This is a genomic window from Corynebacterium sp. ACRPH, from assembly GCF_022347285.1.
GTDB lineage: Bacteria > Actinomycetota > Actinomycetes > Mycobacteriales > Mycobacteriaceae > Corynebacterium.
The window spans coordinates 28,341-44,647 of sequence record NZ_JAKRND010000010.1; the positions used below are offsets into that span (position 1 = coordinate 28,341).

At 64.1% G+C, this 16,307-nt stretch carries 12 protein-coding genes; 8 read left to right on the forward strand and 4 right to left on the reverse strand.

Annotated elements, in window-relative coordinates:
• The first annotated feature begins 324 nt into the window (after positions 1–324).
• A complete protein-coding gene (locus MHX66_RS06680) occupies positions 325–1,458 on the forward strand; it encodes an MFS transporter (RefSeq protein WP_239201640.1) in 1,134 nt (377 codons plus the stop codon).
• A 267-nt stretch (positions 1,459–1,725) separates the two neighbouring features.
• The gene (locus tag MHX66_RS06685) at positions 1,726–2,274 is read left to right on the forward strand and encodes a hypothetical protein (protein ID WP_239201434.1); all 549 of its coding nucleotides are present in this window, start codon (positions 1,726–1,728) and stop codon (positions 2,272–2,274) included.
• 25 nt (positions 2,275–2,299) lie between these two features.
• Here the strand turns inward: MHX66_RS06685 and MHX66_RS06690 are convergent, their stop codons facing one another.
• Positions 2,300–3,265: a DUF6263 family protein gene (locus tag MHX66_RS06690; protein WP_239201438.1), complete on the reverse strand. Its 966-nt coding sequence runs from the start codon at positions 3,263–3,265 to the stop codon at positions 2,300–2,302.
• A gap of 40 nt (positions 3,266–3,305) precedes the next feature.
• Here MHX66_RS06690 and lspA point away from each other — a divergent pair, with 40 nt between their 5' ends.
• From lspA to rarD, 4 genes are read left to right on the forward strand one after another with little or no spacing between them, the layout of a single operon-like run.
• Positions 3,306–3,863 carry a signal peptidase II gene (gene lspA, locus MHX66_RS06695; RefSeq protein WP_239201441.1) on the forward strand — a complete coding sequence of 186 codons (558 nt, stop codon included), beginning with the start codon at positions 3,306–3,308 and terminating at the stop codon, positions 3,861–3,863.
• Positions 3,860–4,831, forward strand: coding sequence for an RluA family pseudouridine synthase (locus tag MHX66_RS06700; RefSeq protein ID WP_239201444.1), 972 nt, complete (start codon positions 3,860–3,862; stop codon positions 4,829–4,831). Before lspA ends, MHX66_RS06700 begins: the two co-directional genes overlap by 4 nt.
• The gene (locus MHX66_RS06705) at positions 4,828–5,472 is read left to right on the forward strand and encodes a hypothetical protein (protein ID WP_239201447.1); all 645 of its coding nucleotides are present in this window, start codon (positions 4,828–4,830) and stop codon (positions 5,470–5,472) included. Before MHX66_RS06700 ends, MHX66_RS06705 begins: the two co-directional genes overlap by 4 nt.
• Positions 5,473–6,348, forward strand: coding sequence for an EamA family transporter RarD (gene rarD, locus MHX66_RS06710; RefSeq protein ID WP_239201450.1), 876 nt, complete (start codon positions 5,473–5,475; stop codon positions 6,346–6,348).
• Here rarD and MHX66_RS06715 read toward each other — a convergent pair.
• Both MHX66_RS06715 and MHX66_RS06720 read right to left on the reverse strand, forming a co-directional pair.
• Positions 6,345–7,694, reverse strand: a complete 1,350-nt coding sequence (locus MHX66_RS06715) for a D-arabinono-1,4-lactone oxidase (protein ID WP_239201459.1) — start codon at positions 7,692–7,694, stop codon at positions 6,345–6,347. The two genes, rarD and MHX66_RS06715, sit on opposite strands and share 4 nt — an antisense overlap.
• Complete coding sequence (locus MHX66_RS06720; RefSeq protein ID WP_239201462.1) at positions 7,694–8,872, reverse strand: amino acid deaminase/aldolase; 1,179 nt, start codon at positions 8,870–8,872, stop codon at positions 7,694–7,696. Before MHX66_RS06720 ends, MHX66_RS06715 begins: the two co-directional genes overlap by 1 nt.
• Before the next feature lie 74 nt (positions 8,873–8,946).
• Between MHX66_RS06720 and dnaE the strand changes: the two genes are divergently transcribed.
• Entirely contained in the window at positions 8,947–12,519 is a 3,573-nt protein-coding gene (gene dnaE / locus MHX66_RS06725) for a DNA polymerase III subunit alpha (protein WP_239201642.1), read from the forward strand.
• Between the two features lie 133 nt (positions 12,520–12,652).
• Positions 12,653–14,521, forward strand: a complete 1,869-nt coding sequence (locus MHX66_RS06730) for a pyruvate kinase (protein ID WP_239201469.1) — start codon at positions 12,653–12,655, stop codon at positions 14,519–14,521.
• A gap of 30 nt (positions 14,522–14,551) precedes the next feature.
• Here the strand turns inward: MHX66_RS06730 and treZ are convergent, their stop codons facing one another.
• Positions 14,552–16,279, reverse strand: coding sequence for a malto-oligosyltrehalose trehalohydrolase (gene treZ / locus MHX66_RS06735; protein WP_239201472.1), 1,728 nt, complete (start codon positions 16,277–16,279; stop codon positions 14,552–14,554).
• Between the last annotated feature and the right edge of the window lie 28 nt (positions 16,280–16,307).

A 16,307-nucleotide genomic window follows, 5' to 3' on the forward strand; every position in this document is an offset into this window, starting at 1 on the left:
GTCCCCTCGCAAGTATCACCACCCAGAAACTGATGAAATCACCTTGGCCAGGGTGTTGGGCGCCCTGAGCGATCCCACGCGTCTCGAGATGATTCGACGTCTGGCTGACGGGCTCGAGCACGACAGTCTCGAGCTCGCGGACGACTTGCCTCGATCGACGCTTACGTACCACACCCGTATGTTGCGGGAGTCGGGCGTGACTTGGACCCGGAGCGAGGGGCGTGCATGTCTGATCCGGTTGCGGAGTGAAGACCTCGATCGCTTGTTCCCTGGAGTGCTTTCCGCTGTGGTGGCCAATACTGTCTCTACAGAGGTACAGGAATGATGGGACGGCTCTGGCCCTTCGTGGTGGGGAGTGTCGCGCTCGGGCTGGACGCATATGTTGTTGCTGGTCTCCTTCCCACTATCGCCTCATCGCTAGACGCACGCGAAGCTACTGTCGGCCTGGGCGTAGCAGCCTTCACCGGCTCATATGCGATAGCAGGGCCCTTGTTGGCTGGACGCGCAGGAAGGCGGTCACGGTGGAGCCTCATCGTGTCCTTGCTTATCTTCACTGTGGCAAACCTAGCCACGGCGTTTTCGCCGACTGTAGGGTTCTTCTTAGTCTCCCGAGTGGTGGCTGGCGCAGCAGCGGGTGTGTACTCGCCCTTGTCATCCGCGGTCGCGGCAGAGATTGCAGGGGAAGCACATCGTGGGCGTGCATTGGCACTGGTTCTTGCGGGTTTGGCAATCGGCACCGTATTTGGCGTCCCGACAGGTCTGGCGTTAGCACACCAATGGGGATGGCGAGCCGCCATGCTGCTGATCGCAGCTATCGGAGGCGCCGCGCTAGCGGGAATTGTCCTGCGCGGAGGCGAGCTGCCAGAGATCCCTGCTTCTGGTGCCCGGGAACGATTGCTCTCGATCGCGCGACCTAAAAATCTAGTTACGGTGACCGTAACTCTGCTGACTGGTGTTGCTTCTCTTGGGCTTTACACCTACATGACCGTGATTTTGTCCGCAGGAAGCTTGGCGTCTCACCAGACGCTTGCGATTTGGGTCTGGGGCATTGGGGGCGCGGTGGGAGCACTAGGTGTAGGCAGACTGTTAGACCGGCGTGCCCCGTTGCAACTGAGCATGGTCATACTCGGGGGTCTCACTCTTGCGCTGCTCGGCATGACACAAGACCAAACCGCGTGGATCATGGTTGCTAGCTTGTTCGTATGGGGAATGTGCGGGTGGGCCTCGCTCGCACCTCAGCAACACATCCTGCTTCAAGCGAACCCGGCCGACGGGGCTACAGCCGTGGCTGCGAATGCTTCCGCCAATTACTTGGGCTCCGCACTAGGGGCAATCTTCGGGGCTTTACTGGTTTCGGTAAATGCGACGCCAACTCTTCTCTGTATTTCCGCGGCCGGGATAGCAGTGCTGGCGTTGCTCAGTCAGTTTGCCCGGCAGCGTATGAGCTCCACGGAATAGTCGTGTATGCCAACGCATAGGTGAGGCTGCTTCTGTAATGTCCATCCCTGGTCGGCGGCTCGTGCCTTTTGGTGCAAATCACACGAATAACATCTGCAACAGTATGGCTTGTATAGTCGGAAACTGGTTCCCCAAATTTTTTTTTGGAACGTGTACTCCATGTGCACAGCTGTCTCCGGCAGTGTGCCACCGAGCACTATTTTCCTACTCGGTTATTTGCACACGATCATTAGCATTACACCGTCCAATCTTCGAAGGAGCATTCTCGTGCGTTCTACCCAGCGCCACTCTCGTAGCACCAAGATCCTTACTCGCGCAACGGCGGTATCCGCCGTGTTGGCTGCCGGGCTGACCCTTTCCGCCTGCGGCAACGACGACGATTCCTCCGACAGCACCTCCTCTTCCTCTGCCACCACCTCCGCTGAATCCTCTGAAGCGGCTGAGAACGAAACCCCGACTGCGGAGGAGCTGTCGGGCGTGCTGAACCGCGCCGTAGACCCGGAAGTTCCGACCGAGGAGAAGGTGGACACGGTCGTGAACGGCGACCAGGCCCCGGAGCTTTTTGACGCCCTGACGAAGTCCCGCACCGAGTCCGGCGCGACCCTCGAAGTCGTCGACCCCGTACTGCCCAGCCTGACCCCCGGCAACGTCAACGCAACCGTGAACCTGACCGTGCCCGACCAGGAACCGCACGTGGTCAGCGACGTGGAATTCGTCAGCGAGGACGGCAAGTGGAAGCTGGACCAGGGCTGGGCCTGCACCCTGGTGGAAAACGTCTTGCCGGATCAGGTACCGCCGATGTGCAAGGACCTCTAGGCCGCCTGCCTTTTCAGGGGGGGAGTTAGTTTTCAGGGCTCCACTTCGACTTCGAGGTGGAGGTTTGCACCACGCGGACCGGGGAATCATCCTGCCCGTAGGTGACCTTCGTCTCCACGTTGATGTGGCCCCGGGTGGGCAGAACCTTGTTTAGATCCAGCGCGATCTGCCCGCTGGACTCGGTTTCGACGTCCAGCACCTTCAGATCGGTCTGTGCCAACGTGGCCACTGCAGGACTACGGGAAACCTCCACCTTGAGCGAGACGGTCTGCCCCTCGCGTTCCAGCAGGGAATAAGTGACCTTCTGGGTCATCGAAATGTCGCCGTCCACGCGGTTGGAAACCGTCCACTTCGCGCCCACTCCCACGGGCTCGGTGGGGAAGATCAAAGGGAAGTCGTTCATCTGGTTCAGCGCGGATTCCACGCTGGCGCGGGCGGTCGCGCTGGCTTCATCGGGGGCGGTGTAGCTGCGGGAGGTCGCGCGCCCGTCGATTTCCTGTTCAGTGGTCATCTTGAAGCCCTTGGCCGTGGCGATGTCCTCGTTCCGCTCGTCGTTGGTGCCGGTTGGCTCGCCCACGGTCACATTGGTCTGGCGCCCCTTACCGTCAGTCGTGACCTCGGCGGACAAGGGCAGGTTCATGGTGACCTCGTCGTAGTCCAGCTCGTCAACATCCGGCTGCTCGTCTTCCTTCGCCGTCTCTGAGGCGTCGGTGGCCGACGCGGTGGCGTCATCATCCTTAGCGGCACCAACAGTGTGCTGAGCGAACCCTTGGGTGGCGTGGTACGTGACCTCCTGGCTGCCCTCCTGCGAGAACCAGGCGATCGGCTCCTGGGGAGAAGCCCCGCGGCTTACAAGCTCCACCTTGACGCCCGGCACGGCCACATCTGCCGGCTTAGCTTGCGGCTGCTCAGAGTCAGAGCATGCGACGGTCGTGAAGGCCATACCAATGGCGCTGCAAACAGCCAGCGCGGACTTACTAGAAATACCCACAAGTTCACAGCGTAACAGGCGGACATTAGACTGAATAAGCGTGACTTCAAAACGTGCATCTCTCGCCGCCTTGACCCTGATGTTCGGGATCATCGTCGTCGACCAGATCACTAAATGGGCGGTCGTCGAAAATCTAGAGGAGCAACGGGCCTACCCCGTCATCGGCGAGTTCTTCCGGCTTTATCTGGTGCGCAACCCCGGCGCGGCTTTTTCCATGGGGACGAACGTCACCATCATCTTCTCCGTATTCCAGCTAATCGCGTTCCTGGCCTGCATTGTTCTGGCTCTGCGCACGCGCTACATGGCCGGGGCGCTACCGATCGGCCTGATCGGCGGCGGTGCGGCGGGCAACCTGCTGGATCGCATGTTTCGCGAGCCCGGGGGCATGCACGGGCACGTTGTGGACTTTCTTTCTTTCGGTAGCTTCGCGATCTTTAATGTTGCGGACGCCGCCATCACCGTCGGTGTTGTCTGCTACCTGATCTACGCGTTCTTCATCGAGCCAGCGAATCACGTGCGTGAAGAACGGGAGGAGCGGGAAGAACAGGGGGACGCCGGTGAGGAACAGGAGGATGCCAGCGAGGAGGTGAGCCGATGACTCGCGAGAACCGAGTGATGCCCGTGCCGGACGGTCTGGCCGGCATGCGCGTGGATTCCGGCTTATCCAAGCTGCTGGGGCTCAGCCGTACCGCAGTGGCGGAGCTGGCTGCCGACGGCGACATCCTGCAAGACCAGGCGCCGGTGGGGAAGTCCGACCGCTTGGTGGCAGGCGCGTGGCTGGACGTGACGCTGCCCGCCCCGCCGCGGGATCTGGCTGCAGAACCCGCCCGGCACGTGGAGGGAATGGACATCCTCTACTCCGACGAGGATGTGATCGTGGTGGATAAGCCCGTCGGTGTGGCCGCGCACCCCACCGTCGGCTGGGAGGGCCCCACCGTGACCTCCGGCCTGGCTGCCGCGGGCTTCCGCATCTCCACTTCCGGCCCGCCGGAGCGCAAGGGCATCGTGCAGCGCCTGGACGTCGGCACCTCCGGGGTGATGATTGTCGCCGCCAGCGAGCGCGCCTACACCGTGCTGAAGAATGCCTTCCGCGACCGGGAGGTTTCCAAGACCTACCATGCGTTGGTTCAAGGCCACCCGGACCCGACCTCCGGAACGATTGACGCGCCGATCGGCCGCCACCCGTCCGCGGGCTGGCGCTTTAGCGTGCGCGAAGACGGCAAACATGCCATCACCCATTACGACACGCTGGAGGCGCACCGCCAAGCCAGTCTGCTGGAGGTGAAGCTGGAAACAGGCCGCACCCACCAGATCCGCGTGCACTTCTCTGCGCTGCATCACCCGCTGTGCGGCGACCCGATGTACGGCAGCGATCCGAAGCTCGCGGAGAAGCTGGGGCTCATCCGCCAGTGGCTGCACGCCGTGGAGCTGGGCTTTCCGCACCCTGATGGCTCCTGGAAGACCGTCTGCTCGCCGTACCCGGAGGATCTGCAGCTGGCCCTCGACAGGCTGCGGGATGCCAACGGTATAGCCACGCCGGGTTCCGGTGAAGGGACACACCCGTGAGCCAAGAACGGCAGTATCGGGGACGCAGCCCCCAGCAGTTGAAGGCGAACAAGAAGCGGCAGCGCCAGCTGGACTGGGAGGATACGCGCCGGCCCGCCTGGGTAGCCTGGCTTTCCGGACTGTGCCTCATTGCGATGGGACTGGGCGTCATAGCCATGAGCACCTCGGACCTGACCTCGAAACCGCCGAACATCAACGGCGACCAGCTCGGCCCCTTCGACGGCACCCCGGCGCAGTACCGGGAGCATGCACGCGAGCAGCTAGACCAGATGACCGGGGACGAACCTCGCTGGGCACTAGTTTCCCCCGACCCGGAACACCCGTGGGACTCTAAGGCGGTGATCGACCTGGTGCAGGGCCTGGATGCGCGCGTGAGTACCCTATACTTCGGAGCGACCGCGCAGGCTGTGCTGCCCGAGCCGGCGGTGGGCCGCACCCGCGCCGATGTCATCAATCAGGCAGTAGGACGGATGGCCCGCAGTGCGCAGACCGAGCCGGAGAAGCTCCGGATCGACGGGGTGCTGGTTCACGCCACGCCCGAGCAGCTCCGCGAACTCGCGCAGCGGGCATACGCCGTGGAGCCCGCGGACCCCGAGGCGGTCTATGGGCGTATTGGAATTCGACCGATGGGAGCTAGATAAGTGATCTGGGGCCTGCTGTCCTACCTGATGTGGGGGCTTTTCCCCGCATTCTTCCCCCTCCTGCAGCCGGCGACGCCAATGGAGATCCTGGCGCACCGCTTCGTGTGGACGCTGGTGTTCATGCTGTTGCTGCTCGCTGCAGTGCGCGGGTACAAGCAGCTGCGGGCGATCACGGCGCGCCAGTGGTGGATCGTCTCTGCCGCCGCGGTGCTGATCAGCGTGAACTGGGGGCTGTACATCTACGCGGTGAACAACAACCACGTCGCGGACGCTGCCCTCGGATACTTTGTAAACCCACTGGTCAGCGTGCTGCTGGGAGTGATCGTACTGGGGGAGAAGCTGCGCCGCCTGCAGCTGGTTTCCGTCGGCATTGCCACCATCGCCGTGGTCGTTCTGACAGTCGCACTCGGCTCGCCGCCGATCATCTCTTTGGGTCTGGCCTTTAGTTTCGGGTTCTACGGGCTAGTGAAAAAGCAGGTTCGTTTGACGCCCATTCAGTCCCTCACCGCCGAAACTCTTGTACTGGCGCCGGTAGGGCTGATTTACCTGGGGTTCCTGCAATCCCAGGGCACCAATACTTTTGTGCAGCTGGGTGCCGGCCACGCAGCACTGCTGATGCTGGCGGGCGTGGTGACCGCATTGCCGCTGCTGTGCTTCGCACGCGCCGCGCAGGAAATGTCGCTGACCAGTCTGGGAATGGTGCAGTACATCACGCCAGTGATTCAGATGCTGTGGGCGGTGTTCGTGAACAACGAGCACATCGAGCCCGCCCGCTGGGTTGGCTTCGTGCTGATCTGGATCGCGGTGATCGTCTTCATCGTCGACCTTGTGCGCAACCGCCCGCCGCGGGTGCGGCGGGTGAAAAAGCTGAGTTAGGCCAGCCCGAAAACGCGATCGATCATCGCGTTGCGCATCATGCCCTGCGGATCCACCTTCGCGCGGATCCCACATGCCCGCGCCAGATCCTCGTGCCGCTCCAGCAGATCCTCGTGGGTGAGGGTGTGCAGCTTGCCCCAGTGCGGGCGGCCACCGGAAGCGGCCTTGAAGATCGGCTCGATGTGACGGAACAGCGCCTGGTGGCTGTCCTTGTTGTAGCGGTGGATGGCGATGTAGCAGGACTCGCGGCCCTTAGCCGTGGATAGCGGCACGTCGTCCGCCGCCGTGGCACGGACCTCGATGGGGAAGAGCACCTGCTCGCCGCAAGTGTTCATGGTGTGCTGGACGTCCCGCAGGATCTCGCGGGCATCGGCCAGCGGCACCGAGTATTCCATCTCGTTGAAACGCACTCGACGGGCGCTGACGAACACGTCGTGAGCGACGTTGGAGTACTCCCGCTGCGCCAGCGTCTTCGCGCTCAGCTTGGCGAAAGGCCGGCATAAGGAGGGGAAGTGGTGCGCCAGATCGTTCATCACCCGGTATGCACCGTTGTTCAGCAGCTCGTCGTCCAGCACCTCCTTCCACCGCGGGATCGGGTTGGTGGGAGTGTTGCCCGCCAGGCGGGTGTTCGTCTTCACGTGGGCCACGTCGGTGCCGGGGAACCAGTAGAACTCCAGGTGATCCTTGCCGCGTACCCGCTCGGCGAAGTTCTCCACCACCTCGTCGTTCGGCTCTGCGCGCTCGACCGCGTGGAGGACGAAGGTATCCACCACGTCCATCTCCACCTCGGTGATGATGCCGTAGGCGCCCAGGGAAACGCGCGCGATGTCGTATAGCTCGCCGGCGATGCCGTCTGCGCCCGGATAGCACTCGTGCGCTTGGCCGTCCGGGGTGATGATGCGGAAGGCGCGCAGCATTCCGGCGAAGCCGGTGAAGCCCAGCCCTGTTCCGTGGGTGCTGGTGCCGATCGCGCCTGCCAGCGACTGCGGATCCACGTCGCCCTGGTTGGCCAGCGCCACGCCCAGGGGAGCCAGGATGCCCGGCACGTCCCGCAGCCGGGTGCCCGCGCGCAGGCGGGCGGTCATCTTATCCGGGTCGAAGCGGATGAGTCCGGCCAGGTTGTCCAGGCTCACTTGGATGCCCTCCGTGGCGGCCACGGAGGTGAAGGAGTGGCCAGCACCGATGGGCTTGACCCTCTCGCCGGAGGCAGCTGCCCGCTGAATGATCTGGATCAGCTCGGCCTCATCACGCGGTGCGACCTGTTTGCGCGGCTGGGCGGCGGAGACACCGGACCAGTTGACCCAGCGAGAGTTATAAGCGGGCTTGCGGGTTGTGGTGGTGCTCATCAGACAAAACTCTTTCCTTCGCCGCGGTAGGTGGGCCACTCCGCGATGATTTCGCCGGCCGAGACGACCAGCACGGTATCGATGTATTCAGTTGCTTCGCCGGCCTTCGCATGGCGCATCCAAACGTGGTCGCCGAGGCGGAGGTTGCGGGCGGCGGGGCCGGTCAGGGGAGTCTGTACCTCACCCGGGCCTTCCAGGGGTGCCATCTTCAGGTCGCGGGGCCAGTCGACGACCGGCAGTCGGTCTTTGCCAGCCGGGCCGGAGGCGACGCGGCCGCCGCCGGCCACCGTCACCGTGTCCTCCGCAGGGCGGCGCACGACTGGCACCACGAACCACTCCGCCGGAGTGGGCTGGAACTGCCGATAGTGGTCGAACAGGGCCGGGCCGATGATGCCGGAGCCCGCGCCGATCTCGGTGACCGCGGCCTCCGCGCTGGTGGTTTCGATGGAGCCGGTGCCGCCGCCGTTGACGAACTCCAAAGGGGGCAGGCCCGCTACCCGCAGTTCTTCTGCGACGGCGGCGACGATCTTCGCGCGGCGGCCGGCCAGCTCGCGGACGGACAGCGCCTTCATCGCCGCGATCGCCGGGGAAGTGTCGGTGGTGCCCGCCACCTGGCCCTCATAAGCCATCAAACCGACCAGGCGGAAGCCTTCGCGCTGGCGAACCTGCCGGGCGATCTCACGCACCTCGTCAGCCGTGTGCAGGGGAGAGCGTAGAGCTCCGATGTGAACGGGGCCGGCGCGCAATGCGGCGTCAATATCAATACAGACCCGTACCTCACCGCGCTCACGGGGTGGTACCACAGCATCAATAAAGTCCAGGTGAGCAATCGAATCCACCATGAGGGTCACGCATTCCATTGCGCGCGCATCGTGGATCAGGCGGTGCAGCCCCTCGCGGTGGGTGGAGGGGTAGGCGACGAGGATGTCATCGCTGACCTGCTCCTGGCACAGCCACAGGGCTTCATTGAGGTTATAGGCCAGAATGCCGCGATAGCCGGGGAGGGTGAGGACCTCCGAGATCAGCGAACGGATGCGGAGCGATTTACTGGCCACCCGAATCGGGGTACCGCGGGAACGGTGCGCCATGTCCAAGGCGTTGGCTCTGGCGGCATCCAGATCCAACACCGCGAAGGGTGCGTCCAGGTGCGCCACTGCGAGGCGAATATCTTTTTTCATGAAAAATAACTGTATAGCGATAAGGAATCGCATGTGCCGAAAAATGCGATTTTTGCGACGCGCTATGATGGCCAATCATGAGCGGTTCCTCCTTTGTCCACCTGCATAACCACACCGAGTACTCCATGCTCGACGGCATGGCCAAGGTCGATCTCTTGGCCAAAGAGGTGGTGCGGCAGGGGATGCCCGCCGTCGGAATGACTGATCACGGAAACATGTATGGCGCGGACGCCTTCTACCGTGCGATGACCGACGCTGGCGTGAAGCCCATCATCGGCATCGAGGCCTACATCGCCCCGGAATCCCGCTTTAACCAGCAGCGTGTGCGCTGGGGCAAGCCGGAGCAGAAGTCCGACGATGTGTCGGCCTCCGGTGCCTACCTGCACCAGACGATGATCGCGGAGAACGCGACCGGCCTGCGCAACCTGTTCTACCTGTCCTCCATGGCCAGCTACGAAGGTCAGCTGGGCAAATGGCCCCGCATGGATGCCGAGCTGATCGCCCAGCATTCCGAGGGCATCATCGCCACCACCGGCTGCCCGTCCGGCGACGTGCAGACCCGCCTGCGCCTGGGGCAGTTCGACAAGGCCCTGGAGGCCGCTGGAATGTGGCAGGACATCTACGGCAAGGACAACTTCTTCCTGGAGCTGATGGACCACGGCCTGGAGATCGAAAAGCGGGTGCGCGACGACCTACTGGAGATCGGCCGCAGGCTCGAGCTGCCGCCGCTGGTGACCAATGACTGCCACTACGTGCTGGAGCAGCAGGCCCCGGCACACGAGGTGATGCTGTGCGTGCAGACCGGTTCCACGCTGGACGAGCCGACTCTGGACCAGGGCGGTAAGCGCTTCGCGTTCTCCGGCACCGGCTACTACGTGCGCAGCGCGGAGGACATCCGCGCGCAGTGGGACAAGGAAGTGCCGAAGGGCTGCGACAACACCCTGTGGGTGGCCGAGCGCGTGCAGGACTACTCCGAGATCTGGGAGGAGCACCCGCACGACCGCATGCCCATCGCCGACGTGCCGGAAGGTCACACGCCGACAACCTGGCTGACCCACGAGGTGATGAAGGGCCTGGAGGAGCGCTTCCCGGGCAAGGAAGTGCCCGCCGAGTACATCGACCGCGCGAAGTACGAGATCAGCGTGATCGACATGAAGGGCTACCCGTCCTACTTCCTGATCGTCGCCGAGCTGATTAAGTACGCCCGTTCCGTGGGCATCCGTGTCGGCCCCGGCCGTGGTTCGGCTGCCGGCGCGCTGGTCGCCTATGCCCTGACGATCACGAACATCGACCCGATGGAACACGGCCTGCTGTTCGAGCGCTTCCTGAACCCCGAGCGCCCATCCGCCCCCGATATCGATATCGACTTCGACGATCGCCGCCGTGGCGAAATGATCCGCTACGCCGCCGACCGGTGGGGAGAGGACAAGATCGCCCAGGTGATCACCTTCGGCACGGTGAAGACGAAGCAGGCCATCAAGGACTCCGCGCGCGCCCACTACGGCCAGGCGGGCTTCCAGATGGCCGACCGGATCACCAAGGCCCTACCGCCGGCGATCATGGCCAAGGACATTCCACTCCACGGCATCACCGACCCCGAGCACGAGCGTTACCCCGAGGCCGCCGAGGTTCGCCAGCTGATCGAAACCGATCCGGACGTGGCGAAGATCTACAAGGACGCACTCGGCTTGGAAGGCGTGATCCGCCAAGCCGGTGTGCACGCCTGTGCCGTGATTATGTCCAGCGTGCCGCTGTTGGACTGCATCCCCATGTGGAAGCGCAAGCAGGACGGCGCGCTGATCACCGGCTGGCCGTACCCCGCCTGTGAGGCCATCGGGTTGCTGAAGATGGACTTCCTGGGGCTGCGAAACCTTACGGTTATTGGTGACGCCCTAGAAAACATCAAGACCAACCGCGGCTTCGATCTGGACCTGGAAAACCTCGACACGGTGGATGACCCCACCTACGAGCTGCTGGCGCGCGGCGAGACGCTGGGCGTGTTCCAGCTGGATTCCGCGGGCATGCAGAAGCTGCTGAAGCGTATGAAGCCCACGGGCTTCAATGACATCGTGGCCGCGCTGGCGCTGTACCGACCGGGTCCGATGGGTGTGGACGCGCACTGGGAGTACGCCGACCGTAAGAACGGCCGCAAGCCGATCGTGCCGATCCACCCGGAGCTGGAAGAAGCGCTGCACGAGATCCTCGAGGAGACCTACGGCCTGATCGTGTACCAGGAGCAGATCATGAAGATCTCCCAGAAGGTCGCGAACTACACCGCCGGCCAGGCCGATGGCTTCCGTAAGGCAATGGGTAAGAAGAAGCCGGAGGTGCTGGAAAAGGAGTTCGTCACCTTCGAATCCGGTATGGAGGCCAACGGCTACTCCGCCGATGCCATCAAGACGCTGTGGGATACGATCCTGCCGTTCGCCGGCTACGCATTTAACAAGTCCCACGCCGCGGGTTACGGCCTGGTTTCCTTCTGGACCGCATACCTGAAGGCCAACTACGCGCCGGAGTACATGGCCGCGTTGCTGACCTCCGTGGCGGATAAGAAGGACAAGTCCGCGATCTACCTGGCAGACTGCCGCCACCTGGGCATTCGGGTGCTGTCGCCGGATGTCAACGATTCACGCTACACCTTCCAGTCCGTCGGCGAGGACATCCGCTTCGGCCTGGGCGCGGTGCGCAACGTGGGCGAGGATGTGGTGAATTCCATCATCGCCTCCCGCGAGGAAAAGGGTGCGTTCACCGACTTCTCCGACTACCTGGACAAGATCGACCTGGTAGCGGCGAATAAGCGCGTCACCGAGTCTCTGATTAAGGCCGGAGCATTCGACTCGCTGGGCCATCCGCGCAAGGGCATGGTGCTGGTCCACGAGGACGCGGTGGATGCCGTCACCGCCACCAAGAAGGCCGCCGCGAAGGGCCAGTTCGACCTCTTTGCAGGCCTGGGCGGCGACGATGGTGCGGGCGATGTCTTCCGCGTTGAGGTGCCCGACCAGGAGTGGGAGCGAAAGCACCAGCTGGCCCTCGAGCGCGACATGCTGGGCCTGTACGTTTCCGGTCACCCGTTGGACGGCTTCGAGGACGCGCTGGATGCGCAGGTCGACACGCCCCTGACTACCGTGCTGTCCGGCGAACTGCCGAACAACAAGGACCTGAAGATCGGCGGCATCATCTCGGCCGTCGAGCGCCGCATCGACCGCAACGGCAACCCCTGGGCAATCGCCACGCTGGAGGACCAGCACGGCGCGCAGGTGGAGCTACTGGTGTTCCCGAAGACTTACCAGATTGTGGCCCCGCAGATCGTCGAGGACGCCATCGTTCTGGCTAAGGCGAAGATCAACTACCGCGAAGACGATATGCGCCTGTTCTGCCAAGACATCAAGTCGGCAGAGCTCACCGTCGGCGCGGGCTCCGGCGTGCCGCTGCGCCTGAACCTCCGCGTAGACCAGGCAACTCCCGACAACATGGCCAATCTGCGCCGCGTGCTCAGCCAGAACAAGGGCGATTCGGATGTCTACCTCACCCTCATCGACGGCGACGAGGAGGTGCAGTTCCTCCTGGCCCCGGAGATGCGCGTGAACAAGTCTCCGTCCTTGATGGGGGCGCTGAAGGCTTCCACGTGGGAGGACATTTTCTCTTAGAGCTGCTGCCGAGCTATTGCCGAGCTATAGCCCCGCATCATCTTTGCCGAGCGCAACCCCGGCCAACCTGACACGATAGAAGGGACACAACGCTCGCGCAGCCGCGCACTTCCCAAGGAGACGTCCCTTCACCATGCAGGTCAACAAGCAAGCCGTTCTAGAAGCGATCGAGGAACTCCTCGACGAACTCGATAGCCAAACCCTGCACTGGTACCCGGAGATCAGCGCCACCGCGCCGACCCACTTCGTCGGCGCCCGCAACCTGGTGCACTACACCACGTTGCGCACCAGCGACCGCCGCGGCCTGCAGGGGAATCTGGAGAGCCTGGGCGCCACGCGCCTGTCCACTGCGGAGCCGGCGGTTAAGGCGCGCTTGCAAGCCGCGCACAACGTGGTCTCTGCTCTGGATGGTCGCTCGCCGCAGTTCGCTGAGGAGGGTGTTTCTGACGCCATCGTGGGGGCCGATGAGCTGCTTGAACAGCACACGGAGGCTCTCTTCGGGGTAGAAGCTTTGCCAGGGGACTCCTCGTACATCATGGTCACCCTGCCGATCGAGGCCGCCTACGACCAGGAGCTGGTAGCCCGGCTGGTGGATTCCGGCATGGAGCTGGCGCGCATCAACTGCGCCCATGACGGGCCGGAGGTATGGAAGCGGATGATCGACAACGTCCGCGCGGCCGGTAAGGCCGCGGGGCGTTACATCCCCGTCAGCATGGACCTGGCCGGGCCGAAGATCCGCACCGGCCGCATCGCGCCGGGCCCGGCGGTGGTGCGCGTGCGTGTGCAGCGGGACGACGCGGGCACGGTCATCCAGCCTTGCCGCCTGTGGATGATCCCGGAGGATCGTGAGCTGGCTGAGGCCCCCATGGCGGAGAACACGCTGGGCCGCCCCATCGTGAGCGTGCACGTCTCCCGGGAGTTCTTTGATGCCCTGGAGGTTGGAGAGACGATCCGTGTGGAGGACGCACGCGGCAAGAAGCGGAAGCTGGGCGTCATTAAGAAAGACAGCGAGGGCGCCCTGGCGAAGGGGCAACAGAACATCTACCTGCAGCTCGGCGCGGAGCTGAAAACGGAGAACGCAAAGACGGCGGTGGGAGCGGTGCCACAGGTGCTGCAGAAGCTGCGGCCGCAGACCGGCGATAGGATTGTTTTGACCAGCGCCGACGTGGTGTGCGACCCGCAGGACGGTGACATCCCGAAGATCAGCTGTACGCTGCCGGAGGCAGTGCGAGCACTAGAGGTAGGCCAGCAGGTGCTGTTCGACGATGGCGCAATTGCGGCTAAGGTGGTGGGGAAGCGGGGAACCCTGGACACAGAGAGCACAGGGGGCACAGTAGGCACAGTAGGCCCAGAGGAGACGGTCGAGGCGGAGCTGCTGGTCACCCGCGGCGGGGCGAAGCTGGCGGAGTACAAGGGCATCAACCTGCCCGACACGGAGTTGCCGCTGCCGAGCCTGACCGAGGAGGATGAGGCCGCGCTGGCGTTCGTGGCCGAGCACGCGGACATGGCTGCAGTGAGCTTCATCCGCTCCCGCGAGGACGTGGCCTATGTGCTGGAGAAGTTCCATGAGCTGGGCGCCGACGACCTGGGCCTGGTGCTGAAGATCGAGACGATTCCGGCGTTCGAGAACCTGACCACCATCCTGCTGGAGGGCATGCGGCACGCGAAGTTCGGCGTGATGCTTGCGCGCGGCGACTTGGCAGTGGAGATGGGCTTTGCCTGCATGGCGGAGGTGCCCGGCCAGGTGATGGCGATGGTGGAGGCCGCGCACGTGCCGCTGATCATCGCCACCCAGGTGCTGGAATCGATGGCGAAGTCCGGGTTGCCTACCCGCGCGGAGATCACCGACGTGGCGTGGGCGCTGCGCGCCGAGTGCATCATGCTGAACAAGGGGCCGCACATTCCGGAGGCCATCGCGATCCTGCGGGAGATCGGCGTGAAGATGGACCGCTCGCAGCGCAAGAACCGCATGCTGCTGCACCACGTGCGCAGCTGGCAATAACCGGCCAACTAACCGGCCAGCTGCGGCTAGCTACTCGGCTCTGTAGCGCGCCTCCCACGGGTCGAGCCCCAGCCCATCGTGCGGCGCGTCGGCCAGGTTCACGGTCACCTTTACCAGCGATTCCGGGGCCTGGTAGGTCAGCTCGATCCAGCGGCCGTGCGCCAGCTCGTCGCCTGCGTCGACCGGCGCCACCGTCGGGTTCACTCCCGCCAGGGCCTCGCTAACCGGCTCTTCGCCGTCGGCCCACCAGCGGACGTCTAGCAGCTCCGCCTCGGCCAGGCGGTGGGTGCGGCGGAACTCCAGCAGATCCGTGTACCCGCGCAGCACCTCCGCGTGCGGGTGCTCCGTGCGCTCCGTCCACCGCAGCACACTGTTCCGGAAGGTTTCCTCCGCTGCCGGGTTCGGCACTTCCTTCGGATCCCACCCGGCGCGCGCGAACTCGCGCATGCGGCCCTCGCGGGTGGCCTGGTTGAGCTCCTCGTTCTCGTGGTCGACGAAGAACGCAAACGGGGTGGAGGCTCCCCACTCTTCGCCCATGAACAGCATCGGGGTAAACGGGCTGGTCAGCACCAGCGTGGCCTTCGCCAGCTGCTGGTTCACCGACAGGTTCATGCTCGGCCGGTCACCCGCCGCGCGGTTGCCGGTCTGGTCGTGGGTGGTCGTGTACGTCACAAAGCGCCACAGCTCCGGGTCCGTCACCGGCCTGCCGTGCGTGCGCCCGCGGAAGGAGCTATATCGCCCGTCGTGCCAGAACACTCGCTGGAACGCCGTGGCCAGCACCTCCACCGTGCCGAAGTCGGAGTAGTAGGCGTGATCCTCGCCGGAGACCACGGTGTGGATGGCGTGGTGGATGTCGTCGTTCCACTGCGCGACCTTGTAGCCCTCGGTGTACACGGGATCGTTCTGGTCGGATTCGGCCATGATCCAGGCGGGCTCGGCCGCGTCGCGGATCTGCTCGATTAGGCTCACCGCGCCCGTGTCGTCCAGCGCGTGCACCGCGTCCAGGCGCAGGCCGTCCACCCCGAACTCCTGGGTCCACTGGCGCACTGCCTCCAAGATGTAGGTGCGCACCTCGTCGGAATCCCGGCCCTGCAGGTTCACCACGTCACCCCAGCCGGTCGAACCACCAGCGGTGTAGGGGCCGAACACCCCGGTGTAGTTACCGTCGGGGCCGAAGTGGTTGTACACCACGTCCAACACCACGGCCAGGTCGCGGTCGTGGGCGGCGTCAATAAGTCTCAACAATCCGTCCGGACCACCGTAAACGTCCGTGACCGCGTGCCACATCACGCCGTCGTAGCCCCAGTTACGCTCGCCGCCGAAGGGTTGCACGGGCATGAGCTCGATGGCGGTGACGCCCACAGCTTTGAGCTCGTCGAGCTTGTCAATCGCGGCGTCGAAGGTACCCTCCGGGGTGAAAGTGCCGATGTGCAGCTCGTAGAGGACCTCGCCGCGCAGCGGGCGACCCAGCTGCTTGCGTGGCTTGTCGATTTGCCACACCTCGGACAGGCCGTGGATGCCGTCGGGCTGGCGCTTGGAGCGCGGGTCGGGGAAGACGGGGGAGCCGTCGACGGAGAAGCCATAGCGGTCGCCAGGGGTGGCGGGAACGTCGGCGAGGAACCAGTTATCCGCCTCGCGAGTCATGGGGATGCACTGTTCGGTGCCTGTGCTTGCGCCGGAATCGGTATCGGTGCTTGTTTGCGCAGGTTGCAGGACTAGTTCTACGTTTTCGGCCAGGGGAGCCCACACGGAATACATGTGTCCAACCCTAGCTGCGATAATGGGA

Bases quoted from the DNA above. Each gene is read 5' to 3' on its own strand.
- MHX66_RS06680 (WP_239201640.1), top strand. From the start codon at position 325: ATGGGACGGCTCTGGCCCTTCGTGGTGGGGAGTGTCGCGCTCGGGCTG.
- MHX66_RS06700 (WP_239201444.1), top strand. From the start codon at position 3,860: ATGACTCGCGAGAACCGAGTGATGCCCGTGCCGGACGGTCTGGCCGGC.
- MHX66_RS06715 (WP_239201459.1), bottom strand. From the start codon at position 7,694: ATGAGCACCACCACAACCCGCAAGCCCGCTTATAACTCTCGCTGGGTC.
- MHX66_RS06720 (WP_239201462.1), bottom strand. From the start codon at position 8,872: ATGAAAAAAGATATTCGCCTCGCAGTGGCGCACCTGGACGCACCCTTC.
- MHX66_RS06730 (WP_239201469.1), top strand. From the start codon at position 12,653: ATGCAGGTCAACAAGCAAGCCGTTCTAGAAGCGATCGAGGAACTCCTC.
- treZ (WP_239201472.1), bottom strand. From the start codon at position 16,279: ATGTATTCCGTGTGGGCTCCCCTGGCCGAAAACGTAGAACTAGTCCTG.